The 24,772-nt window shown below is 66.6% G+C and carries 19 protein-coding genes; 13 read left to right on the top strand and 6 right to left on the bottom strand.

All coding sequences use genetic code 11. The annotated features are described in order from the left end of the window. Positions 1 to 10: 10 nt before the first annotated feature. From BLU38_RS12595 to BLU38_RS12585, 3 genes are all read right to left on the bottom strand, one after another. Positions 11 to 1,228: a glycoside hydrolase family 76 protein gene (locus BLU38_RS12595; RefSeq protein WP_091525251.1), complete on the bottom strand. Its 1,218-nt coding sequence runs from the start codon at positions 1,226 to 1,228 to the stop codon at positions 11 to 13. 236 nt (positions 1,229 to 1,464) lie between these two features. Then, a complete protein-coding gene (locus BLU38_RS12590) occupies positions 1,465 to 2,112 on the bottom strand; it encodes a FadR/GntR family transcriptional regulator (RefSeq protein WP_172836129.1) in 648 nt (215 codons plus the stop codon). A gap of 133 nt (positions 2,113 to 2,245) precedes the next feature. Next, entirely contained in the window at positions 2,246 to 3,214 is a 969-nt protein-coding gene (locus BLU38_RS12585; RefSeq protein WP_091525247.1) for a glycosyl hydrolase, read from the bottom strand. A gap of 370 nt (positions 3,215 to 3,584) precedes the next feature. Between BLU38_RS12585 and BLU38_RS12580 the strand changes: the two genes are divergently transcribed. Then, positions 3,585 to 4,544, top strand: a complete 960-nt coding sequence (locus tag BLU38_RS12580; RefSeq protein ID WP_091525245.1) for a sugar-binding transcriptional regulator — start codon at positions 3,585 to 3,587, stop codon at positions 4,542 to 4,544. Positions 4,545 to 4,586: 42 nt separating this feature from the next. On the opposite strand, the gene BLU38_RS12575 is transcribed toward BLU38_RS12580, so the two are convergent. The 3 genes from BLU38_RS12575 to BLU38_RS12565 form a co-directional block, all read right to left on the bottom strand. Further along, positions 4,587 to 6,083 (bottom strand): sulfatase-like hydrolase/transferase, encoded by a 1,497-nt coding sequence (locus BLU38_RS12575; RefSeq protein WP_091525243.1) that lies wholly within the window; start codon positions 6,081 to 6,083, stop codon positions 4,587 to 4,589. A 7-nt stretch (positions 6,084 to 6,090) separates the two neighbouring features. After that, positions 6,091 to 7,410, bottom strand: coding sequence for an MFS transporter (locus tag BLU38_RS12570; RefSeq protein ID WP_091525241.1), 1,320 nt, complete (start codon positions 7,408 to 7,410; stop codon positions 6,091 to 6,093). Between the two features lie 215 nt (positions 7,411 to 7,625). After that, a complete protein-coding gene (locus BLU38_RS12565; protein WP_157683424.1) occupies positions 7,626 to 8,621 on the bottom strand; it encodes a LacI family DNA-binding transcriptional regulator in 996 nt (331 codons plus the stop codon). Positions 8,622 to 8,874: 253 nt separating this feature from the next. On the opposite strand from BLU38_RS12565, the gene BLU38_RS12560 reads away from it, so the two are divergent. The 12 genes from BLU38_RS12560 to BLU38_RS12505 all read left to right on the top strand — a co-directional run bounded on the left by BLU38_RS12560 (position 8,875) and on the right by BLU38_RS12505 (position 24,632). Continuing rightward, a complete protein-coding gene (locus tag BLU38_RS12560) occupies positions 8,875 to 10,122 on the top strand; it encodes an ABC transporter substrate-binding protein (protein ID WP_157683423.1) in 1,248 nt (415 codons plus the stop codon). Continuing rightward, entirely contained in the window at positions 10,119 to 11,051 is a 933-nt protein-coding gene (locus tag BLU38_RS12555) for a carbohydrate ABC transporter permease (protein WP_231920313.1), read from the top strand. Before BLU38_RS12560 ends, BLU38_RS12555 begins: the two co-directional genes overlap by 4 nt. Continuing rightward, on the top strand, positions 11,048 to 11,869 hold the full coding sequence (locus BLU38_RS12550) for a carbohydrate ABC transporter permease (RefSeq protein ID WP_091525233.1): 822 nt from the start codon (positions 11,048 to 11,050) through the stop codon (positions 11,867 to 11,869). The genes BLU38_RS12555 and BLU38_RS12550 overlap by 4 nt, the downstream gene beginning before the upstream one ends. 90 nt (positions 11,870 to 11,959) lie before the next feature. Next, positions 11,960 to 15,169 (top strand): glycoside hydrolase family 38 N-terminal domain-containing protein, encoded by a 3,210-nt coding sequence (locus BLU38_RS12545; protein WP_091525231.1) that lies wholly within the window; start codon positions 11,960 to 11,962, stop codon positions 15,167 to 15,169. Between the two features lie 41 nt (positions 15,170 to 15,210). Continuing rightward, positions 15,211 to 16,407 carry an MGH1-like glycoside hydrolase domain-containing protein gene (locus BLU38_RS12540; RefSeq protein WP_091532355.1) on the top strand — a complete coding sequence of 399 codons (1,197 nt, stop codon included), beginning with the start codon at positions 15,211 to 15,213 and terminating at the stop codon, positions 16,405 to 16,407. A gap of 202 nt (positions 16,408 to 16,609) precedes the next feature. Continuing rightward, entirely contained in the window at positions 16,610 to 17,962 is a 1,353-nt protein-coding gene (locus BLU38_RS12535) for an MFS transporter (RefSeq protein ID WP_197680099.1), read from the top strand. Next, positions 17,959 to 19,224, top strand: coding sequence for an alpha/beta fold hydrolase (locus BLU38_RS12530; RefSeq protein WP_091525227.1), 1,266 nt, complete (start codon positions 17,959 to 17,961; stop codon positions 19,222 to 19,224). The genes BLU38_RS12535 and BLU38_RS12530 overlap by 4 nt, the downstream gene beginning before the upstream one ends. After that, a complete protein-coding gene (locus BLU38_RS12525; RefSeq protein ID WP_197680098.1) occupies positions 19,221 to 20,708 on the top strand; it encodes an aldehyde dehydrogenase family protein in 1,488 nt (495 codons plus the stop codon). The genes BLU38_RS12530 and BLU38_RS12525 overlap by 4 nt, the downstream gene beginning before the upstream one ends. A 10-nt stretch (positions 20,709 to 20,718) precedes the next feature. Beyond that, the gene (locus BLU38_RS12520; RefSeq protein ID WP_091525225.1) at positions 20,719 to 21,657 is read left to right on the top strand and encodes an NAD(P)-dependent oxidoreductase; all 939 of its coding nucleotides are present in this window, start codon (positions 20,719 to 20,721) and stop codon (positions 21,655 to 21,657) included. Next, a complete protein-coding gene (locus BLU38_RS12515; protein WP_157683422.1) occupies positions 21,654 to 22,508 on the top strand; it encodes an N-acyl homoserine lactonase family protein in 855 nt (284 codons plus the stop codon). Before BLU38_RS12520 ends, BLU38_RS12515 begins: the two co-directional genes overlap by 4 nt. Beyond that, on the top strand, positions 22,489 to 23,955 hold the full coding sequence (gene tcuA, locus BLU38_RS12510) for an FAD-dependent tricarballylate dehydrogenase TcuA (protein ID WP_091525221.1): 1,467 nt from the start codon (positions 22,489 to 22,491) through the stop codon (positions 23,953 to 23,955). The genes BLU38_RS12515 and tcuA overlap by 20 nt, the downstream gene beginning before the upstream one ends. A gap of 56 nt (positions 23,956 to 24,011) precedes the next feature. Then, positions 24,012 to 24,632, top strand: coding sequence for a GntR family transcriptional regulator (locus BLU38_RS12505; RefSeq protein WP_091525219.1), 621 nt, complete (start codon positions 24,012 to 24,014; stop codon positions 24,630 to 24,632). Positions 24,633 to 24,772 lie beyond the last annotated feature (140 nt).

The raw sequence follows: 24,772 nt of genomic DNA, 5'->3' as shown, positions 1-24,772 counted from the left end.
TGGCTGGCCGTCAGTGTGGCGTCGCGACGGCGAGGGTGGCGAAGATCTGGATCATGGCCGACTGCTCCAAGGTCTCGGCCGGCGCATCCGGGTCGTAGTCACCGCCACCGGACGGCTGGAAGCGGTAGAGACCGGTCGCCGGATCCCGGTTGCTGGCATAGGTCGCGGCGGCGTAATCACTCATCGCGATCAGGAAATCCCGATTGCCGCGGATCGCGTCCAGCTCGAGCAGATCCTTGAAATAGAAGGCGTTGAAGATCGCCGGTTGATCATGGAGCCGCGTTCCCTGTGTCCAGTAGGCCAGTGAACTGCGCGCGTCCTCGACGGCGTTGGCCAGATACGACCGGTCGCCGGTGCTGCGGAAGAGCGAGGTCGCGGTGCCGATCATGGCTCCGGAGTTGTAGCTCCACAAGGTCGGGTTGGTGCTGCCGTCGTCGTTGCGGTCGTTGTCGTACAGTCCGGGTGCCTGCCGCATGCAGGTGTAGACCCAGCCGTACCACTGCTCGGCCTTGGCGAGGTAGTCGGCGTTACGGGTGCGTTCGTAGAGCCGGGCCGCCAGTTGGGCGGACAGGGCGGTGACGTTGGTGGCGCGGTAGACATTGTTGGGCGAGTCGTACCAGTCCATGCCGCCGGGGCAGGTCAAGCTGTCGTCGGTGTCCCAGGCCCGGGACACGATCGGAACGATCTGCTCGGCCCGCTTCAGGTAGATCGGCGATCCGGTCAGTTCGTATTGATCAAGTTCGCTCAGTCCGACGACGGCATTGTCGTCGTAGTAGACGTCGCCGCCGGTGCCCAGCGGAGCCGGCAGATAGGACTGGTAGCCGGGGCGTTCGCCATCGCCGAAATACAACTCGATGGTGTCGAAGCGCTCGGCAGCGTCATCGCGATAGGCGGCGCCTCGCCGCGGCAGTCGGGACATGTCGACGGCTGCCGCCGCTGCTTCCCGCATCGGCCACAGGTAGGAGTGATCACGGTCGGCATCCTGTTTCGGCGTGCGCTCCAGATACAGCCCATGATCATCGGCACCTTGATACAGCTCCCGCTGCAGGGCGCGGTAGGCGTCGGTGGCTCGGTTCGCCCAGGTCGCCGCCGACGCGGCCGGGGTGGCCGGTTGATCGGGGACGGCGTGCGCCGGTGTCGCACTCCAGATCAGTCCGGTGCTGAGGAGACCTGCGACGCTGGTGAGGACGGCGCGGGTCAGGCGTGCTGGGGGCAAGAACGTAGGCATGGTGAGCTTCCATTCGTCGTCGAGGAGGAAGGCGAGGTTCGCAGCGAACGATAACGATAACGTCGCCTGACGGCAATAGCTGGCGTTATCGGTACCGTTTCCTGCTGTGCGCTCGCCTCCACGGCCCACGCCGCGGATGACCATGCTCGGTTGTTCCGGCCGGCGAATCCCGGTCAGTCGGCGCAACCCGAAGGAACCGCAGTCTTCCTCAGGCGCTTCTGTTCGCAGCGTCTCGGTCAGGACGACGTTCGTGCGCTGGGATCAAGGTGATCCGTCATCGCGGCGACCGCAGCGTCCGCGTCGTGTCGTGACAGGGCATCGGCGATGCGGCGATGCTGCTCCATGACGGCGCCAGATTGTCGTTGATCATGGACGCCCGTCTGCCCGATGCCGCGCCGGACATCGGTCAGGGAGTTGATCAAGGCGCTGATGATCTCGTTGCCGCCGGCTCGGGCGATCGCACTGTGGAACTCCTCGGCGACGGCAACCCAGTTCCCGGCTTCATCGGGCAAATCCACCAGTGCGTCACGGCTGGCCAGGACCCGTTCAAGATCATCTTCGGTCGCCAGCGTGGCGGCGAGCTCGACCGCCCGGAGCTCCAGGCTGGTCAGGACCTCGTTGATCTTGTCCGGATCCAGCGCGTCACGCTGGGTCAGATACAGCTCGATCGACTCACTGATGGCCTCGTGTCCGATGCTGGCCACCCGCACCCCGGACCCGGTGCGGACCTCGAGGATGCCCTTGGCGGCCAGATGCCTGATCGCCTCTCGGACCACCGGACGGGAGACCCCGAACTGCTCGCCGAGCTCGCGTTCGGACGGGATCTTGTCGCCGGGGCCGAGCCCGGCTTCCTTGATCGCATCGGAGAGCCCTGCGCTGACCATTTGATACAGATTGGGATTCCGCTGTACAGAATCCAACCTGAGTGATGACATCTGATCATCATGCCAGACCGGATCGCAGAGCCCTCCGGGGCGGTCACAGACTCCTGAAAGGGCGATTCATCGGGGGGACTGATCAGAAGACTTCGGCGTATTTCGCGGCGGTCTGCGGCTGCACCGTCTGGTCAGCCGGGTAGAGCTGGAACTGGTCCGGCCACAGGTTGAACTGCACCTCGTACAGCAGCTTCCCCGCCTGTGGCGTGCCGTCGCCCGCATGCGCGGTCATCCAGCGGTGCATGCTCTCGATGAACTGTGGCGACTCGCCACCGCCACCTTCGGCGACACCGCGCCGAGCCCCTTGGTTGGACCATTCGTTGATCGCAACCGGCAAGCCCTGCTGGGCATAGAACTGGGCCAGATCGTTCAGGCTGTAAGCCCCAGCGGCGTTGTCAGCCTTGGCGTCGAATCCCGCTTGGCTCGTGACGAAGGGGTAATTGTTGTAGAAGTCGACGCCACCGACGTCCACGTATTCCTTGCCGGGGAAGGCCGAGTAGACGTCCGAGCCGTTGGCGGCCGATGCGCAGTAGACGAGTTGGACGCCGGGGAACTCCTGGCGGGCGATCGTCGCGACCCGGATCCAGGCCTGCTTGAACGCCGCGGTGTCACCGCCGCCGACCGCGTACGGCATCCAGTTGCCGTTGAATTCGTACCAGGGCCGGACGTAGGTGGTGCCCTTGCCGTCACGCAGCTTCTTCATGGTGGCGAACGCTTGCCGGTAGAAGTCGTCGTGGGCGCCGGCCGCCTCGGCCTGCCAGCCCTGCCAGTCCGGCGGCGAGATCCCGACATCCACCGGCTTGTCCCAGGCGCCGAGCTCGCCGCCGGGCTGCAGCGTGTAGAGCTCGGGGGAATTGACCCAGGTGCCGGCGATCTCGGTCTCGGCGCCGCGCCAACTGCCGAACGAGCCGTCCGCGGCCTGCGGACCGGATGCGCCACTCAGCCAGCCCGGACTCGCGTCGTCCGGCGCCGCGTGGGCCGTCACGGAGGGGCCGGCCAGGGCCAGGGTCAACACCGCTGCCGCGGCGGTGAACTTGGTCGAAAACCGCATATCGAAGCTCCTATGGGGGATCGGGGTGCCCCGCAGTTTGCTGAACCTGCCGGCTCCTGTCAACGATTGGTCTACCTGTCGGACCAGTTATTGGCTGATCCCTGAGCCTGTAGGTGGAACGTCCTCGACAAGCTCACGCCGCCTTGGGGAGCCGGGACTCCCCAGGGCCGGTATGCGTCGACGGCAGACGGCCGATTGCCGTCCTGCTCGGGCGGCCTGACGACGTGGCTGCCGACAACGCTCCGGGTCCCCCTGCCACGGTCGGTTGCCGGAACCGGCTCCGTCCTGGCAGCACTCGGCCCGCGGCTAGGATCAGGAGCCGTACGGACGGAAGGTGTCAGCGGTGTCGAGGTCGGATGTAGGTCGCACTGTGGATGCAGCGGGCGGCACGGACGCTGACCCGAAGCTGCTTGCCGAGGTCGCGCGTCGGTACTACCTCGACGACGAGTCCAAGGTTGCGATCGCTGGTGACCTCGGATTCAGCCGGTTCCAGATCGCAAGGATGCTGCGTACGGCACGCGACTCGGGGATGGTCCGGATCGAGGTTGGCGGTCGACCGGGAACGATCGACGACGAACTCAGTGCTGCCGTGCAGGATCGGCTCGGTGTACGGCGCGCCCTCGTCATGTCCTCGACGTCGCGGCAGCCGGCCTCGACGATCATCCAGCAGCTCGGTGCGTTGCTGGCCGACCTGTTCGGCAGGATTGTCGAGCACGGCGACGTGGTAGGTCTCGGCTGGAGTCGCGTCTGCGACGCGATGGTCGAGCAGCTGACCGAACTGCCGCGCTGCACCATCGTCCAGTTGGCGGGCAACCTCTCCCGACCTGGTGACACCTCGGGCAGTGTGGAAGCAGTACGTCGTGCCGCCGCGGTCGCGGGTGGCGAGTGTTACCCGATCTACTCACCGATGATCATCGAGGACGCCGGCACCGCAGAAGCACTGCGGCGGCAACCCGAGATCGCGGAGGCGCTCGACCGTGCCAGAGACCTGACGGTCGCGCTGGTATCAGTCGGAGCTTGGGGTTCGCCCCGGTCCCGGGTGTACGAGTCCGTTGCGCCGGAGCTCCGTGAGGCAGGGAAGGACGCCGGCGTCTGTGGCGAGATCTCTGGACGGCTCTTCGATCATCACGGTCGGCCGGTGACCGACCTGATCGACTCCCGGGTGATCAGCATCAGTCTGGAGAAGCTCGCTGGTGTTCCCGAGGTGGTCGCAACTGCCTGGGGCCCGGACCAGGCCACCGCCATGTCGGTTGCGGCCGCGGCGGGGTGGGTCCACACTGCCGTTGTCGACGAAACCCTGGCTCGCGAGCTGCTCGCCACCGTGGATTGACCGATCAGTCCCGATCGGATGACGCCAAGCGACCCTCGGAGATCACCACACCGCGACGCGTGGCCTGCTGCGGTCCTCGACGCCCGTCTGGGTATCGACGAGCTTGATCAACATCTCGGTCCGTAGTTGTTCGGACCCTGGTTGATGCCAGAGATTGTGCAGCTCGGCCGGATCCGTGTCGAGGTCGTACAGTTCACCTTCGGCCGCTCGGTCTGTCGCCGGATCGCCGTGCCAGATGGTGATTTTGTGCCGACCGGAGCGGAGCATGGTCGTGAAGATCGGCGGGTCCTGCGGAAAGTTGCTGTCCCGATACTCGACCAGTGCCCAGTCGCGCCCCGAGGCTCGTTTCGGCTCGGGCTGCGTGAGCGGGGCGAGATCCTGCCCTTGCGCCCACGGCATCGCCGCCGTCATGCCTGTCGCGGCCAGGATGGTGCTGGTGAGGTCCACGGTCTGAGTGACCGTCTCCACTCGGCTGCCTGCAGGGATATGGTCCGGCCAGCGGATCAGCAGCGGCACCCGCACGGCACAGTCATACATCATGGGACCCTTCAAGATCATCCCGTGATCACCGAGCATCTCACCATGATCACTGGTGAAGATGACCAACGTGTCCTCGGCGAGGCCCTGCTCGTCCAATGCTCGCAGAATCCTCCCCGCCTGGGTGTCCACCTGCGTCACCATCGCGTAATAGCTGGCAATGATCTCGGAGATCTCGTCGGGGCTGTAGTCCTGGAAGCCGGGAGCGGTGCCGCCGTACGACGTGGCTGACCAATCTGCTTGTGCGCTGGGCTTTCCGGCCAACTCCTCGACACTGCCGACCGGTTTGGGGAGCGTCTCGGCGTCGTAGAGTGCGCGGAATTCTTCCGGCGCGCCGAACGGGTGGTGCGGGTCGAAGAAGTTCGCGATCAGGAAGAACGGCTGATCGCCTTCCCTCCGGTCGTCGGTGATGAAGTCGAGCGCTGTCTCGGCGACCCAGGTGCTGTAATGCGCCTCTGGACGGACCGTGTCCAGGTAGAGCGCGCCCTTGGCCTGGTTCCCCGCCTCGGTCTCCCACGGTTGTGCAAGGGTGGCACTGAACTCGGCAAACACATCGGGATGATTCTCTGCCAGCCAACGATGATAGGCATTCTGCGGCGACGGGTGGATCGGATCATGAGCCCACTCGAACATCCGGAAACCGTCGTCAACACGCCGTTCGGTTCGGCCTTCCGCGGCGGCACCGAGATGAAACTTGCCGACCAGGCCGCAGTCGTATCCCGCATCGGTCAGCACCCGAGACAGCAGCCGATGCCGGTCGTCGATCTCCACACCATTGGCCCACAGGCCGTGGTTGCGCGGGAAGAGTCCCGTCATCAGGCTGGCCCTGGACGGAGCGCACATCGGGCTCTGGCTGTAGGCGTTCTCGAAAAGAGCGCCCTGGCCGGCGAGCCGGTCGAGTTCTGGGGTCCGGATGTGCTCGTTGCCGTAGCAGCCCATCGCATCGAAGCGTTGTTGATCACTGGAGATGATCAGGACGTTGGGTCGGCGGTTGGTGGGCATCAGTGGGTCAGACTTCCTTCCGGGTGGGTGAAGAGTTGTCAATCGCATCGAGTGCATCCAGGTCGGCGCCCCGGGTCTCCTTGCCCACTACGATCACGAAGACCACGAGCAGAGCGAAGGCCACGCCAACGCCGACGAAGTAGGTCGTCCAGCCGATACCGGCGATGGTCGCGGTGGTGAAGATGTTCAGCCCGATGAACTGACCGAGCTTGCCGCCAGCACTGCCGATCGATTGGCCCGTGGCCCGGATCCGGGTCGGCAACTGCTCGACCGACCATGGCCAGAACGGCACGGGCGCGACCTGGGTGGCGACCGCGAACACCCCGAACGCCACGACCAGAGCGACGGTCGTGTGTCCGAGGATGCCGGTGGCGATCGCACCGAGTGCCGCGATCGTGCAGACGACGGCCGCCAATCGTTTGCGCCCGAAGCGATCGAGGATCACGAACTGGGCGAAGACGTTGGCCAGTACGTACACGAACGACAGTCCGGCATTGAGCAGCAGGGCTTGGGAAGCCTCGAAGTGCAGCACCTTGTTGAAGATCAACGCCGTGTAGACGAACGGCGGGCCACCGAGGAACGATTCGACAACCCAGTAGACCGTGAAGAACCCGACGGCCGACCTGAAGGCCGGAGTTCGGAGAATTTCCGCTATCCCACTGCGACGACCCGGCAGACCGGCGGTCGGGACGACAGTCGAGCGAGCTGCCTTCCACCGCGGTGTCTCGGGTAGCGAGTGTCTGGCGATCGCGATGATCAACGCAGGAATCGCCGCGGAGGCGAACATCCAGCGCCACGAGGATGCGCCGAACAATTCGTGGAGGATGTAGCCGACGATCGCGGCAACCATCCCGCCGAAGACCCAAACGGTCTGCATCAGGCTGGTCAGGCGGCCCAGTAGTTTCGGGGGAGAGAACTCGGCCAGCATCGATGTACCGGTCGGCATGTCCATGCCGATGGCGACCCCGAGCAAGAAGCGCAAAATGACGAGCTGCCAGAACTCCTGGGCTCCGGCGAGCAACAGTGTGATCACCAGGAAGCAGCCCACGTCGATCATGTAGATCCGACGTCGGCCGAAGAGGTCGCACAGTCGTCCGGCGGCCAGGGCGCCGATCACCATCCCGATGAAGGGCAGCGAGGTCAGCATGCCGGTCCGTGCACCGGAGAGCCCGAATTGTGGAACCAGCGTCAACAGCGCGGCATTGATGATCAGGAGGTCGTAGCCGTCGAGGAACGCGCCGGCGGCGCTCAGCGCTGCCCGACGGCGAAGGGCACGTCCCTGCAGGTATGCGCCGCCGGCTCCATCGCCGGACCTGATATCCGCCATGATCAACGACCCTTACGGCTCGTGCACAGGTGAGCGCGGTCTCTGCGCTCACTTGATAATGTGTAGGGCAGTCGTTGGTCGGGTGTCAAGGTGCTGCTTCGCCATCCGGGATGTCTGCGTCGATCAGTTGTGTGTGGTCAGCACGGCTCTGCGGACACGGAGGCGCCAGTGTTCACCGATCCGTGTCGACCGGCATTCCGCTCGGGCCGCGACCGCTAGCGGTATCGGACGATCGAGGTCGTGATCATCTCGCGTGCGGGTTGGGACGGTCCTTCGTCGCGCAGCGCCAGTCGGTTGAACAGCAACTCGGCGCTGCGTGAGCCGAGCTGCTCCGCCTGGTACTTCACCACCGTGAGCGGGTGTTGGAAGAGGTCGGCGACCTCCAGATCGTCGAAGCCGGCGACGGCAGCGGTGGAACCGACGTCGCGGACCGCCCGCAGGACGCCGATCGTCATCTGGTTGTTGGTGGCGATGATCGCGGTCGGCGGGTCGTCAAGATCAAGAAGTCGGCGGGTCGCCTGGCTCGCGGTCTCGATGTCGCCCGCACGTTCGGCGATCAGCGCGCTGTCGATGGTCAGACCGGCCTCGGCGTGAGCCGCCGCGTAGCCGCGGTGCCGTTCGGAGCCGGTCCACATCGCGTGATTCAGCCCGATCAGCCCGATCCGGGTATGGCCCACGCTGAGCAGTCGGGTGCACAGCGACCGCATGCCGCCGAAGTCGTCGACGGTGACACTGTCGGCGTCGATGCCGTTGGGTGGGGTGGTGGCGAAGACCACCGGCCGGCCCTGATCGGTCAGGCCGGCGAGGTGTCGGTGATCGGGGGTGGCCGGAATGATGATCACCCCGTCGACCGGGCGGCGACGCAGGTCGGTGACGACCTCCCGTTCGGTGTCCAGGTCAGCCATCGTGCTCATGATCATCACCCGCGAACCGTGCGCGGCGGCCACTCGCTCGACACCGAGCGCCAGCTCGGCATAGAACGGGTTGGCGAGATGGGTGACGACCAGGGCGATCACATGGGTCGGGCCGCCGGTACGGAGCTGGCGGGCGAACTCGTTCGGCTGATAGCCGAGTGCCTCGACCGTCGCCAGCACCTGCGCTCGGGTCTGCTCCGACACCCCGCTGCCGCCGCTCAGCGCGCGCGAAACACTCATCGGGGAGACGCCGGCCTGGGCGGCGATGTCGCGCATGGTGGGGCGACCGTTGGCCACGGCGTCTCCTCTCCGACGAGCTGGCGGTGCTGATCGGGTCGAAGTCCCTTCGACAGGCTCAGGGACCTTGTGTGGTGCTGCGTGCTGCGACAGGCTTCGGGGGATTCTCGGAGCCCGTCGAGACGGTATCGGTAACTTAGCTTGTACGGAGCTCTTGTCGTCAGGCCGGTGGTATCGGTAACGTTACCTTTTGACGGACCAAGGGAGGTCTTCCATGCGGCACACCTCAACGAGATGGAGCCGGCGGGGGTTCATGGGACTCGCGGCGGCCACGAGCGGACTGGCGCTCTCGGGCTGCGCCGGGACGCTGACCAAGCCTGCGCCCGGCGACGTCGTCACGTTCATCAACACCAACGCCACCTGGGGCCCCGGCTTCGACGCGGCCAGCAAGGTGCTCAAGGAGAAATGCGGCTACGTCCTGCAGTCCCGGGGCGTGTCCAATACGGCGAACTTCCAGCAGATCGTCCGGATGTCGTCGCGGACCGATACCTCATCGGACCTGATCAAGTGGTGGAACGGCTACCGGCTCACCGACGTGGCCCGGGACGGGATGCTCGCCGACGTCACCGGCGCCTGGGACCTGGCCGAGAAGAACGGCTGGATCGACGACCCCGAGCTGAAGAAGTCCTTCACCTGGGACGGCAAGCAGTACGGGATGCCGCTCTACAAGACCTACTACGTGATGTTCTACTCCAAGAAGGCCTTCGCCAAGGTCGGCGCCGAGGTGCCGACCACCTGGCAGGAGTTCCTGGACGTCTGCGAAAAGCTGAAGAAGGCCAAGATCACGCCGATCGCTTCCGGCGGCGCCAGTTCCTGGGAATCCTGCATCTGGTTCGGCCAAGTGCTGAACGGCAGTGATCACCAGTTCTACCTCGATCTCGTCGAGGGTCGCGCGTCCTACCTCGATCAGAAGTCCGTGGACGCGATGAAGCTGTGGGTCGAGCTCTACCAACGCGGCTACTTCTCCGCCCCCGACATCGACTCCACCACCGTTCCCGGACTGTTCAACACGGCCAAGGCCGGCATGCAGCTCTACGGGACCTGGAACACCGGCTCTTTCACCGCAGCGGGCCTCACCGACAAGGACTTCGGCGAGTTCATCCTGCCCGCCATGCCCGGCGGCGAGGACTCGGTGATCGTGGAGAGCTCACCGTTGTCGATCTCCTCCGAGGCGCACAAGCCGGATGCGGCCATGAAGATCGACGAGGTCTGGCTCGACCCGGATGTGCAGACGGCCTGGGTCGGCTTCCTGCAGGACCTGTCGGCCAATCCGAACGTCGTGCCCAAGGTCAAGGCGCCACGCGACATCGCGGCGGCGGTCGCGGAGCGCAAACCGTCCCAGGCGATCCGCTACTGGGAGGCCTCACCGCCGCCCCTGGTGGAGGGCAACGTGTTGGACCTGAGCGCCTTCATGACCAACCCGACACCGGGCAACATCCAACCCACGTTGGAGAAGCTGCAGAAGAGAGCCGACATCGAGTGGAAGGCGTGGAACCTGTGAGCACCACGACCACCACCGAACGTCCGACCACCCGCCCGGCGGCGACCGACCAGACCCGCCGCCGCGCTACCGGCGGCTCGACTGCGGCGTTCGGCTTCCTGCTGATCCCGATCGCGTTCGTCCTCGCCTTCATGATCATCCCGTTCCTGATCACCGCCGGTGACAGCTTCTTCTCCGACAACGGTCTGAGCAGGACCTTTGTGGGCCTGAAGAACTACGGAGCGTTGTTCACCGACTCCGGCTTCGGTCACGCGATCATCAACACCCTGATGTGGGTGGCCGGCACGCTGATCCTTCCGGTACTGCTCGGGCTGATCTTCGCCGTCCTGTTCAACAGCGTCAGCTGGGGAGTGGTCGCCCGTTGGGCGGTCACCATCCCGTACGCGTTGTCCGGCTCTGCGACTGCGCTGATGTGGACCTTCATGCTGCAGAGCGACGGCGCGGTCAACCAGATGCTGGCCGCAGTCGGGCTGGACGCTCTGCAGCAGGAATGGCTGCTGCACTGGCCGATGAACACCATCACCATGATCGTCGTCACCGCCTGGCAAGGCACCGGCGCGGCGCTGATCCTGTTCCTGATCGGCCTGCAGTCCATCCCGGCCGAGACGATCGAGGCCGGCCGGCTCGACGGCGCCTCCGGATTCTCGATGTTCGCCAACGTGATCGTGCCCCAGCTGCGGCCGATGACGGTCGTCGTCGTCGGCATCTCCATCGTCAACAGCCTGAAGACCTTCGACCTGGTCTGGCTGCTCACCCAGGGCGGACCGGGCACCGAGTCCGAGACCCTGGCCCTGACCATGTATCGGGAGACCTTCACCCTCAACCGCTACGGCTACGGAGCCGCGGTCTCGGTCGTGTTGACGATCGTCGTCGTGCTCGCCTCCTGGCTCTATCTGCGCCGCCAGGTCGGCAGCACCAAGGGAGCATGATCATGAAGCCGTCCAAGATCGCTGTGAACGTCGTTGTCGCGTTGATCGCGCTGATCTGGCTGGTGCCGACCTATCTGATCGTCGTCAACGCGTTCACTCCGGCCAAGGAATACACCGGCAGCCCGAGCTGGTGGTTCGCCTCGGCCGACATCTTCAGCAACATCAAGGCCGCCTTCGCCGGCGCCAACGTCGGCGCCGGGATGCTCAATTCCCTGCTGTACGCCGTCGTCGGCGGCGTGATCGCCGTACTGGCCGCTGCACTCGGCGCCTTCGCGGTCACCGTGATCCCGGTCAAGCGGCCCGCCATCTGGTTCTGGGTGATCTTCATCGGCACCGTGCTGCCGTTGCAGACCTTCCTGGCGCCGCTGTTCAACGGCTACGCCGCACTGTCGCTCTACGACACCCAGTACGGGATGATCCTGATCTACGCCGCGCTCGCGGTGCCGTTCGCCTTCTTCGTCAACCGCAACTTCATGCTGACCATCCCCAAGGAGGTCTCCGAAGCGGCCCGGTTGGACGGAGCCGGCTGGTTGTCGATGCTGGTCCGGGTGCACCTGCCGCTGGCCAAGGGTGCGTTGGTGGCGGCGTTCATCTTCCAGTTCACCTGGATCTGGAACGACCTGCTCTTCGGCATCACGCTGTCGATCAGCCCCAACGTCCGACCGGTGATGGCCACCCTGGCCGACCTGTCCGGCTCCTACTCCACCGTCGGACCGCCGGTCATCCTGGCCGGTGCGATCGTCGCCTCACTGCCGACGATCGTGATCTTCTTCGCCGCACAGCGGTTCTTCGTGAACAGCCTGCGGCTCACCTCCTGACCTGACCACGGCCCTGAGCTTGTCGAAGGGTCGCTACCTCGCACGAACCAGCCCAACGACTGCGCTCAGGGCGCTTACCCGGAAGGAACGATGACCACCAAGGCGTTGATCAAGGACCATCCGTGGTCGAGTGAGAAGGCCCGTGCCGGCACGGTCGCGCAGGCCGTTGCCGCCACCGCCGAGCTCGGCGAGCTGACGGTCCGGGTGATCCCCGAGCACCTGGTCCGGCGCGGTGATCAAGGACGCGAACGGACCTTGCGGGTACTGATCGAACGCGACGGCGCCCCGGTGAGCGGCGCGCACGGCGCCGGCTGGTCCTACACCCTGCGCAGTGGCGCCGATCAGCTGCCGGTGCACGCCGAGCCGGGCCCGGCCGACACCGTACGGCTGTTCACTCCGGTCGCTGATCAGGCGAATCCGGTGACGTTGACGGTGGCCAACGCTGGTACGTCGGCGGATCTGGAGTTCGTCCTGGAACCGCCGCGGGACTGGACCATCCACCTGGTGCACCACTCCCACCTCGACATCGGCTACACCGATCCGCAGGGTGTGGTGCTCGGCGAGCACGTCTCCTTCCTGGACTCGTGCCTCGATCTCACCGGCAGCACCGACGACTGGGAGGACGACGCCAAGTTCCGCTGGGCGGTGGAGTCGCTGTGGTCCTTCGAACAGTGGGCCGCAGCTCGCCCGGAGCACCGGGTCCAGCAGCTGATCGACCGGGTCAAGGAGGGCCGGGTCGAGCTGACCGCGATGCCCTACAACCTGCACACCGACACCTGTTCCACCGACGAGCTGCACGAGCTGCTCCGGCTGGCCCAGCGGGTCGAGAAGAAGTACGGCGTCAAGCTCAAGTCGGCGATGCAGACCGACGTCCCCGGCACCGTCGCCGGATTGCCGGATGCTCTTGCTGCGTTGGACATTCGCTATCTTTCGGTGGCTCACAACTGGGCCGGACGGTCGGTGCCGCAGCTGGTCGGTGGCCAGCATCTGCCCCGGCTCTTCCGCTGGCGTTCGCCGGCCGGCAACGAGGTGCTGGTCTGGATGACCGACAGCCCGCACGGCCTGGCCTACATGGAAGGTCCGGTGCTCGGCTTCGACACCTCCTACGACATGGTCGACGACCTGCTGCCGGCCTACCTGACGTCGATGGCGACCAACCCGTACCCGTTCCCGCCCGGCATGTTCGGCTGGCACGGGCCCGCGGTCGAGGATCGCGAACCGTACCCGTGGGACATCCTGCACCTGCGCGTCCAGGGTCACTTCGGGGACAACGCGCCGCCGCGGTTGATCTTGGCCGAGACCGTCAAGCAGTGGAACGAGACCTGGGAGTCGCCGCGGATCCGGCTGAGCACCAACGCCGACTTCTTCGAAGACGCCGAAGCCCGGCTCGGTGATCAGATCCAGACCTTCGAAGGGGACTGGGGCGACTGGTGGGTCGAGGGTGTCGGTTCCGGCGCCCGGCAGCAGGCGATGGTCCGGCAGGCGCAGGCCTCGGTCAACTCGAGCCAGTCCGCCTACGGTCTGGCCGCCGCGGGACGGCCGGCGGAGCCGAGCAACACCGCCGGCCGGGTCGACACCGAAGCGTCGCAGGTCTACCACTTCGTGTCGTTGTTCAACGAGCACACCTGGGGTGCGGCCAATTCCTGGACCCACTCCGATGCGGGCATGAACTCCGGCTCCCAGCAGGAGATCTGGAAGTTCGCCAACGCGATCAACGGTTTCGACGAGGCCGCGACGATGGCCGATCATGCTGCCTCCGCACTCGGATCGGTGCTGCCGATCAACCCTGATGCGACGGTCAGCTTCTGGGCGGTCAACCCGACCGCCGTCCCGCGGGCCAGCGGCACGGTGCGGCTGTTCCTCCGGGAGAGCCGGGTCCCGCTGAACCGGCTCATCACCGTCACCGACGGCCGGACCGGAGCGGAGTTGCCGTTCGTGGAAACGCCGCAGATCAATCCCGATCACCGGGACGCCGGCCGGTTCGTGGACGTCCGGATCGCCGACGTTCCGTCGTTCGGGCAGGTGCGGATCGACATCACCCAGGGTGACCCCGTACCCCCGACCGACGGGGCCGGCGGCGATCTGGAGTGGGGCGCGGACTTCTTCGGACGCCCCTCCAGCGCCAACATCCCGGCACCGGGAACACCAGCGATCCTGGAAAATGATCACCTGCGGGTCGAGGTCGACCTGGCGAAGGTGGTGATCAGGTCGATCATCGAGAAGGGGACCGGCCGTGAGTTGGTCAACTCCGATGCGGTGGTCGGTTTCAACGGCTACGTCTACGACACCTACACGACCGCCGGCGGCTACAACCACCAGGCCAACAAGACCTCGGTGTCGGAGGAACTGGAGTTGCTCGGCAGTCGGACCCTGGCCCGGCCCGCCGCGCTGATCGAGTGGGTCGACGACGGGGTCGAGCAGCGGCTCGCCTACGAATGGACCGCGGACGGCGTCAACCGGGGTTGGACGATGCTGCGGCTCGGCGCCGACGACGCCCATCTGGTGATCGACAACCGCTTCGACAAGCCGTCCACGATGACCAAGGAGAGCGCCTACCTGTCCTTCCCGTTCGCGGTCGATCAGCCCGACGTCAAGTACGAGATCACCGGGGCACAGACCGGCAGCGGTCTTGATCATGTGCCCGGCGCTCCGCGGCACATGCGGGCCGTGCGATCGTTCGTCACCCTGACCGACGACCGGGGTCCGGTCGCCTGGGTGACCCGGGACGCGCCACTGGTGCAGAGCGAGACGATCGCGCTGCCGTACGCGCCGTTCCCCGACTCGACCGCACCGCGCGAACCGGGAACGCTCTACTCCTGGGTGCACAACAACATCTGGGACACCAACTTCCCCGCCCAGCAAGCCTTCGAGGCGACCTGGCGGTACGCGGTGGGTGTCCGTCGCGCCGACGAGACCGATCTCGACCCGGCCGTCCTCGGAGTGCGCACCGCAGCGGCGGTCGATCAACCACTGCTGGGAATCCTCGCTGCCGGTCCGGCCGACAGCACCGACGCCGTACGCAGCCTGCTGAGCGTCGACGACCCACGGGTCCGGGTGATCGCGGTCCGACCGATCGAGGGCCCCGATGGCCGGGATGATCTTCAGGTCCGGCTGCAGAGCTACGTCGACCAGCCGGTCACGGTCGCCATCAACCTGACCTCGACGCCGACCGCGGCCTGGGCGACGACGTTCCTCGGAGACGACCATGATCAACTCGAGGTCGCAGCCGCCGAGGACGGTGCGAGCGTGTCGGTGTCGGTTCCTCGGCTGGGGGCGGCGGCGGTCCGGCTGCGGTGGTGACGGCGGGACACGACACTCCTCCGGGTGAGCCGGCGCCGGTCATGCACGATCGATGCCTTCCCGATCCGTCCGGTCCGGCATTGCAGGCCCGCGCCCGGCACGTCCTGCAGCAGCATTGGAGTGACGATCGTGGCTACTGCCTGCCTCATCCGGGCGTCTATCCGCACCTGTGGCTGTGGGATTCCTGCTTCCACGCGATCATCTGGGCGGCACTGAACGATCGACGCGCAGGGAGCGAGTTGGATGCCGTCCTGGCCGGGCAGCTGCCCGGCGGGATGGTGCCGCACATGCGCTACGCCGGCGCCTCCGATACCTGGCTGGGTCCGCTGCAGGCGACCTCGTCGATCACCCAGCCGCCGATGTTCGGCCATGCCGCACGAGTGCTGACCGATCACGGGATGCGTCCCGGCGACGGCACCCTGGCCAGAGCGAAACGCGGGCTGGACTGGCTGTGGGAACAGCGGCGGACCGACCGCGGACTGATCTACGTCGTGCATCCCTGGGAAGCCGGAAATGATCATGGTCAACGCTGGGACGACTGGGGTGCTCCGGGCCGGTCGCCGGCCGACTACAGCCGACCTGCCAGGACCGCGTGGAACAAGGACCGGATGCGGGACGTCGAGTTCGCCGACGACGGGTCGGCCCGCTGGTCGTCGACCTTCGTGGTCTGCCCGGCGGCGTTCAACGCCTACGTCGCCGACAACATGATCGAATTGGCCGCCCTCCTCGATGATCAGGAACTCGCGGGTCGTGGTCGGGCGATCGCCGCAGCGATGGACAACGAGCTGTGGAACCCGGGCGAAGGGCTGTGGTCCGACCTGCCGGTGGTCGGCGGCGGGTCGTCCGCGCGGTTGCCGGTCAGCGACGGGGTGATGGGTGCGCTGGTCACCGCGGATCAGGAGAAGGCGACGACAGCGCTGCGGCAGCTCGACGACCCGAACCGGTTCGGTGCGCAGTTCGGTCCGGCCAACATGGTCCGGACCCACCCCTCGTACGATCCGCAGACCTACTGGCGTGGTCCGACCTGGCCGCCGCTGAACTACCTGTTCTGGCGGGCACAGCGTCGGTGGGGACTGACCGCGGCCGCCACTGACAACGCCCGCCGGACCGCCGCCGGTGCTCAACGGGCCGGCTGGGCGGAATACTGGAATCCCGAGGACGGCACCGGTCTCGGCGCGGCGCCACAGTCCTGGACCGGGCTGGCGGCCCTGATGGCGCGCCCGGACACGCGTCCGTGATCTTCGGCTAGCCGAATCGACAAGTCGGTCGATCGTCGAGGTCGACGCCCGCAACCCATCGCCTCCTTGCACCTCTACACACATCTGTATACAGTCGTGCACACGCGCTCACCGGCGGCAAGTCCGGGATGCCGGTTCAGACCGGCATGGGCGGGTGACTTCGAGAGGTAGCGGCGCCGGGGGTGCTGCGGAAAGGTCGAGGATGACTGAGGACTCAGCCACTCTGAGCACGCCGGAAGCTCGCGGGATGCGTCGACGGGTCGCCCAGGCGAGCTTCATCGGTACCACCGTCGAGTGGTACGACTTCTACCTGTACGGCACGGCATCGGCATTGGTGTTCAACCAACTGTTCTTCCCTACCTTCGACTCCGCGGTCGGCACCATCGCCGCGTTCGGCACCTTCGCCGCGGGCTTCCTGGCCCGACCGATCGGTGGAATCGTGTTCGGACACTTCGGCGACCGGCTCGGCCGGAAGAAGATGTTGATCATCAGCCTGGTGGGGATGGGCATCGCCACCTCCCTGATCGGGTTGCTGCCCACCTACTCCCAGGTCGGCTTGGCCGCACCGGTGCTGCTCATCCTGCTCCGGCTGATCCAGGGCTTCGCCGTCGGCGGCGAGTGGGGCGGTGCGGTGTTGATGTCGGTCGAACACGCCGAGCGCGGCCGTCGTGGTCTGGCCGGCAGTTGGACCCAGATGGGATCACCGGCAGGGTTGGTGATCTCGACGATCGCCTTCGGACTGGCGTCGCTGCTGCCGGACGCGTCGTTCACCGCCTGGGGCTGGCGGATCCCGTTCCTGTTCAGCGCAATCCTGGTCGCCGTCGGACTCTTCATCCGACTGCGAGTCGTGGAAAGCCCGGCGTTCACCGCCGTCGAAGAGTCCGGCCGCAAGTCCTCGATCCCGCTGCTCGATGCCCTGCGCCGGCACCCGCTCAACATCCTGCTGGCGATCGCAACCTGCCTGGCACCGTTCGTGAACTTCTATCTGTTCGCGATCTTCATGCTCAGCTACGCAACCACGAGTCTCGATATCCAACGCCCGGTAGCCCTGACGATCCTGGCGATCGCCGGAGCCATCGAAATCTTCACCACCCCGATCGCGGCCGCGCTGTCCGACCGCTTCGGCAGGCGCCGGGTGTTCCTCACCGGGACGGTGCTGTTGGCCGTCTACTCCTTCCCGTTCTTCATGATCAACGAGGCCGCGCACAGCCCGGTGGTGCTCGCGATCACCACGATCGTCGGGTTGTCGCTGATCCACCCGCTGATGTACGGGCCACTGGCGACCCTGTTCACCGAGCTCTTCTCCCCGGAGGTCCGCTACAGCGGCGCGTCGCTCGGCTATCAGATCGGCGGCATCCTCGGCGGCGGTTTCGCGCCGCTGATCCTGACCGCGCTGATGGCCACCGGGATCGGTGCCTCGGTCGCGATCCCGCCCTACATCATCCTGCTGTGTGTGCTCACCTTCATCGCCGTCTGGGTGGCCACCCGACCAGGCCGTCGCTGGGAGAGCGACGAGCACCTGACCAACACGACGCGGACGGGTAGCGCTGCATGACGGACCGTCCCCGATCCGCATCACCGTTCGACGATCCGGCCGGCTGGATCCGGCACTGTCACGATGATTCGGAGCTGGCTGCGGCCGGCAGGCACGCCGCCACGACCTTCGCCGTCCGGTCGGGCGACCAACGGTTGATCATCGCCTGCGATCACGGCCGGTTGGCGCGCGGCACGGATCCGACGGATTTCGAACTCGTCGCCACACCCGAAGCGTGGAAGGGCTTCTTCGAGGCCGAGCCGGAGCCGCTCCACCATCACTTCCTGGCCATGCGGATGCGACTGCCCGGCACCACAGTCGACGGCGACGAACGCAGCTACGCCCAACACGCCGGCATCGTGCACCGCGTGCTGGCGCTCGGACGTGAGTTGCTGCACGGCTCGCCGCAACGTGACCCGGACCCGATGATCGACCGCACCGGGATCCGCGAACAGTTCGTCCCGGTCGAGATCGACGGTGCGCCGGTCGATCTGCATGTCACCCGCGCGGGCAGCGGCGTGCCCTTGCTGGTGCTGCACACCGCCGGCGCCGACGGGCGACAGGCGCACGCTCTGATGGCCGATCCGTCGCTGACGGACCGCTACGAGGTCATCGCCTTCGACCTGCCCTGGCACGGCAGCTCCGGACGGTTGCCAGGACCGATCGGCAACTGGACGCTGACCACCCAATGTTACGGCGACATCATCCTGGCGGTCATCGCAGCCCTGGAGCTCGACCGTCCGATCCTGCTCGGCGCATCGATGGCCGGCGAGATCTGTTTGGAGATGGCGCATCGAGCGCCGAAGCGATTCCGCGGCGTGATTGCCTGTGAGGCAAGCGAAAGGGTGCCCGGCCGGACCACTGCCTGGGCACGTGATCCGCGGGTCGACACCGCGACCTTCGTGCCCGAGTGGATTGCCGGACTGATCGCACCGCGTTCGCCGCAGAACTGCCGCGACGACATCCTGTGGACCTACTCCCAGAGCGGCGCCGGCACCTTCGCAGGCGACATCGACTTCTACAGTGGCGACTGGGACGGCCGGGACAAGGTCGGCGCGATCGACACCGAAACCTGCCCGGTGATCATGATGACCGGACAGTACGACTACTCCTGCACGCCGACGATGTCGGAGCGGACCGCCGCCCGGATCCCCGGGGCAGTGTTCTGGGAGATGGCCGGGCTCGGGCACTTCCCGATCTGTGAGAATCCGAGCGTGTTCGCACCGCACCTGGAACGGGCGCTGCACAAGATCGACGCCGCGTCGAAGAGGAGAACCCTGTGACCAAAGGAAACGTGACCGACACCCGGATGCTCATCGGTGGCACCCGGCCGCCGGTCGACGATGCTGCTTCGATCATGGTCAGCAGCCCGATCGACGGCACCGAACTCGGCCGGATCGCCGACGCGACGGACGAGCAGGTCGCCGATGCCGTCACGGCCGCGGCGGACGCATTCGCCGGTTGGCGCCGCACCTCCGGTGCCGAACGGGCCCGGCTGATGCACACGCTGGCCGATCTCATCGATCGGGATGCCGAGGACATTGCGCGGCTGGAGACTTCCGACAACGGCAAGCTGCTGCGCGAGACCCGAACCCAGGCACGGTTCGCGGCCCGCAACTATCGCTTCTTCGCCGGCCTCCCCGACAAGATCAGTGGCCGGACGATCCCGCTGGATGCCTGGGACTCCTTCGACTACACCACGAGGGAGCCGGTCGGCGTCGCCGCACTGATCACCGCCTGGAACTCGCCGATGCAACTGCTGGCCAACAAACTGGCCCCAGCATTGGCGGCCGGCTGTACGGTGGTGATCAAGCCCAGTGAACTCGCGCCCCTGACCACGCTGCGGCTCGCCGAGCTGGTCGCCGAGGCAGGCTTCCCCGACGGTGTGATCAACATCATCACCGGTGGTGCCGAGACCGGCATGGCGTTGACGACGGATGCGCGACTGGGCCGGATCAGCTTCACCGGTTCGGTGCGGACCGGGCAGGCGATCCAGCATGCTGCGACCGCGGCGCTGGTGCCGGTCACCCTGGAGCTGGGTGGCAAGTCGGCGAACATCATCTTCGATGATGCCGATGTGGAGCGGGCGGTTCCCGGCGCGGTGGCCGGCATCTTCGCTGCGGGTGGGCAGACCTGCATCGCCGGCAGCCGGCTGCTCGTCCACGAGCGGATCCATGATCAACTGGTCGAACGTGTCGCCGAGGCGGCCCGCCGGATCGTCCTCGGTGACCCCACCGACGATGCCACTCAGTTGGGCCCGGTGGCCAGCGCGTCCCAGCGGGAACGGATCCTCGATCACGTCGGCCGTGCCCGCGCCGCGGGCGCCCGACTGCTCGCCGGCGGCGGCGTTCCCGATGACCCCGCGTTGGCGGCCGGCTGTTTCGTGCAACCGACCGTGTTCGGTGACGTCGACCCGCACGCGGAGCTGGCTCAGCAGGAGGTGTTCGGACCGGTCCTCGCCAGTCACCGATTTGCCGATGAGGACGAGGCCGTGGCGATCGCGAACGCGACCGAGTTCGGTCTGGCCAGTGGCATCTGGACGACCAGCCTGTCCCGGGCGCATCGGGTCGCCCGTGAGCTGGCTGCCGGCACCGTATGGGTGAACACCTATCGCTACAGCGCCGCGCAGGCACCCTTCGGCGGAGTGAAGAAGTCCGGATACGGACGCGAGCGCGGCGTCGAGGCGATCGAGGAATACCTGCAGACCAAGAACGTGCTCATCGACCTTTCCGACGAGGTCCGTGACCCGTTCTCGATCAAGGCGTGAAGGGCCGGCCATGACTAAGAACCAGAGGACTGGAACAAGAGTCGGGCTCTGCGGACTCGGGCAGATGGGATTGCCCGTCGCGGCTCGACTGGCGACCGCACACGACGTGCTCGGCTACGACATCACCGCGGACCGAAGGACGATGGCGCACCAGATCGAGCGGGTCACCACGACCGATCGACTCGCCGACCTCGCCGGCTGCGACACGATCGTGCTCAGCCTGCCGAACCCTGCCATCTCCCGTACGGTGCTGGCCGATCTCGCACCGCAGCTCAACACCGGGACACTGGTGGTGGAGACCAGTACGGTGCTGCCGTCCGACGTCCGCGAGTGGGCTCAGCTGCTGGCGCCGACCGGTGCCCGGGTGATCGATGCGGCGATCCTGTCCGGTGTCGCACAGATGTCCGGGGGGACGGCGACACTGCTGGTCGGCGGAGACAGGGCAGACATCGAAGCCGCCGGTCCCGTGCTCGACGCGCTGGGCGGTGCCGGTTGGTCACGGTTCGGTGATCTTGGTGCCGGGATGGCAGCCAAGGTCGTCAACAACGGCGTCGCCCACGCCGTCATGGTGGTGCTCACCGAGGCGTTTGCGATGAGCCGGGCCGAAGGCCTCGACCTTGCCGACATCGCCGCCATGCTGGAGCGTCCCGACGGCGGTTTGATCCGGCCACTGACCCATCGGGTAATGGAGCGAATGGCCGCCGCCGACTACGACGGCGGGATGCCGTTGGAGGCCGCCCGGAAGGATTCGACGCTCGCACTGGCGATGGCCCAACGTTCGGGAACACCCTTGTTTGCAATGCAAGCGGCGCAGAGCGTCTACGACCTCGCCATGGCGGCGGGCTTCGGTCGCGACGACTACGCTGCGGTCGCCCGGCTCTGGGAGGACTGGGGCGGAGCCTCGCTGGGCTTCCGGCCGCAGACGGCGGACGACGGGGCGGACTCGTGACCGGCGGCGCGACCCGTGGGGTCTTCGCGTTGCGCTACGCCTACCGGACGGTGTCGGTTCGCGGTGAGCACTTCTACGGCCATCCGGATGGTTGCCTCGACCCGTGGCCGATCGACTACTTCACCTGGGTGATCATCGACGGCGACCGGACCGTGGTCATCGACGCCGGCTTCACCCCCGCGACGGCGGAGCGACGAGGAGATCGGCCGTATCTCGCCACCCCACCGGAGCTGCTGCGACGGCTGGGAACCGACGCCTCGGAGGTAACCGACCTGGTGCTGACCCACCTGCACTACGACCACACCGGCTTCGTCGGCGACTATCCGAACGCCCGGCTGTGGCTGCAGCGTTCCGAGCTGGAGTTCTGGTCCTCTCCGATCACCGCGCGGGCAGGTTTCGACCACCTGCTGGACCGCGACGATCTTGAAACGATCACCGGGCTCGTCGACGACGGCCGGGTCGAGCTGCTTGACGGCGACGCCACGATCAACGATCGGGTGAGTGTGCATCGGGTCGGCGGTCACACACCCGGCACCCAGGTCGTCCGAGCCAGGACCGGCGCCGGGGACGCAGGCGTGATCGTTCTGGCGTCCGACTCGAGCCACTTCTACGCCAACATCGACCAGGACAAGCCGTACGGCGTGGTCTGCGATCTGCCGGATATGTACCGGGCGTTCGACCGGCTGCGTGAATTGGCCGGCCCGACCGGTGTGATCGTGCCCGGGCACGACCCCCGCGTCAAGCAACACCATCCGACCGTCGCCGGCACCGACGAGCTGGTCTACGACCTCACGACGACAACACACATCCCAACCAGTCAAGGAGATTCGCATGCCCCAGAAGAGCGCTGACGTCCTCGTCGTCGGGGGTGGCAACGCCGGCTTCTCGGCGGCACACGCGGCCGCCGAGCGGGGCCGCACGGTGATCCTGCTGGAGCGGGGCACGGCCGAATCGGCGGGCGGGAACTCCTTCTACACCGCCGGCGCGACCCGGATCGCACACGCAGGCCTGGATGACCTGCGCGACATCGTGGAGCCGGACGAGCGGCAGCGGGCGACCGAGGTGCCGCCCTACAGCGAACAGGAATACCGCGATGATCTTGAACGGGTCACCGACGGCAGAACCGATCCGCAGATGGCACAGGTGCTGGTCGCCGAGGCAGCCGCGGGAGTCCGCTGGCTGCATGGTCTCGGCCTGCGCTACCGGTTGATGTATGAGCGGCAGGCCTACACCCGGCCGGACGGTGGCTACCTGTTCTGGGGTGGCCTGCATGTAGGCAACGTCGACGGCGGTGTCGGCCTGATCGCCGACCACACCCGGGTCGCCGAACGTCTCGGCGTGCAGATCCGCTACGGGGCGGACGTCCGGGGTTTGATCACCGACGGTGGCTCCGTGATCGGTGTCCGCTATCGCGATGACGATGGTGATCATGAACTGCGGGCCGACAGCGTGGTGATCGCCGCCGGCGGCTTCGAGGCCAACCCCGAGATGCGGGAGCGTCATCTCGGCGCCGGCTGGGGTCATGCGAAGGTCCGCGGGACGCCGTACAACGACGGTGCGATGATCTTCGCTGCACTCGAACTGGGCGCCGCCAAGGGCGGTGACTGGTCGACCGCGCACAGCGTGCAGTGGGATGCCTGCACACCGCAGAACGAATCCAACCGCGAGCTGACGAATCGACTGACCCGGCAGAGCTACCCACTGGGAATCATCGTCAATCGCGACGGCGAACGCTTCCTGGACGAGGGCGCGGACTTCCGCAATTACACCTACGCCAAATACGGACGCGAGATCCTCGCCCAACCCGGCAGCATCGCCTACCAGATCTTCGATGCCGAGTTGCGACCCAGCCTGCGGGCCGAGGAGTACGAGATGCCCGGGATCAGTGAGGTCATCGCCGACTCGGCCCGCGAGCTGGGCGAAAAGCTCGGTATCGATGCCGGGCAGTTCGAGCAGACGATCAAGGAATTCAACGCCGGGATCGATCGGAAGTGCCCCTTCGATCCGACGATCAAGGACGGACGCCGATCCGCCGTCGAACCACCGAAGTCCAACTGGGCGGCGGCGCTGGAGACGCCGCCGTTCTATGCCTATCCCGTCACCTGCGGTATCACCTTCACGTTCGGTGGACTCAGAGGTGATCTTGATGGTCGCGTCCTCGATGAGAACGGAACACCGATCGGCGGTCTGTTCGCCTGCGGAGAGGCGCTCGGCGGGCTCTTCAGCGGAAATTATCCTGGCGGCTCGGGACTCGCGGCCGGGATCGTCTTCGGACGCCGGGCGGGTTCGGCGGCCTGAGCGCGATAGCACGACAATAGGACCAACTGATCGATCGGCGGAGGAGGAGCGGGCTGATGGCAACCGGCGTGTACGACCGCATCCGCGAGGCGATCGTCCGGGGCGAGTTCGCCCCGGGTGACGCGCTCGGCGAAGTCGCCTTGGCGCGGCAGTTCGGCACCAGCCGTACGCCGGTCCGGGAGGCTTTGCATCGTCTGGAGATCGAGGCGATCGTCGAGCCGGGCCCCCGCGGGGTGCGGGTGCGGGCATCCTCACCCGAAGAGATCCTGGACATCTACGAGGTCCGGATCACCCTGGAGAGCGCGGCCGCCAAGGCGGCGGCCACCCGGGCGACCGAGCTGGACCAGATCCGGTTGCGTGCGGCGCAGGATGCCATGATCGCGACGGGTGATGATCCGGCCGACCGCGCGCAGGTGAACCGGGTATTCCACGAGGCCATCTGGAACGCCAGCCACAGTCCGACCTTGGTCGACCTGCTGCATCGTCTGAACGTGCACCTGATCAGGTATCCGACCACGACCCTGACCTATGGCGACCGCTGGGACGAGGTGCTGCGTGAGCATCAGGACCTACTCGATGCGATCGAGCAACGGGACGCAACCGCAGCTCAGTCCATCGCCGAGCGGCACATGACCGGCGCCCGTGAGGTCCGGTTACGGATGTACGCCGACGGCTGACGTGACCCGAAACCCGGCACACGTGCTGCAGTTCAGGCGGTGCAGATCGCAGCGATCGTGGTGAGACAAGTCGTGCAGGCTGACGAGGCCAGGTAGTCACTCGCGATCTGTGATCGGCGCAAGGTCCGATAAACCAGCAG

Origin of the sequence: Microlunatus soli (genome assembly GCF_900105385.1) — a bacterium.
Lineage (GTDB): Bacteria > Actinomycetota > Actinomycetes > Propionibacteriales > Propionibacteriaceae > Microlunatus > Microlunatus soli.
The sequence above is the reverse complement of the archived record's forward strand: the minus strand, read 5'-3'. Positions and strand labels throughout refer to the sequence as shown.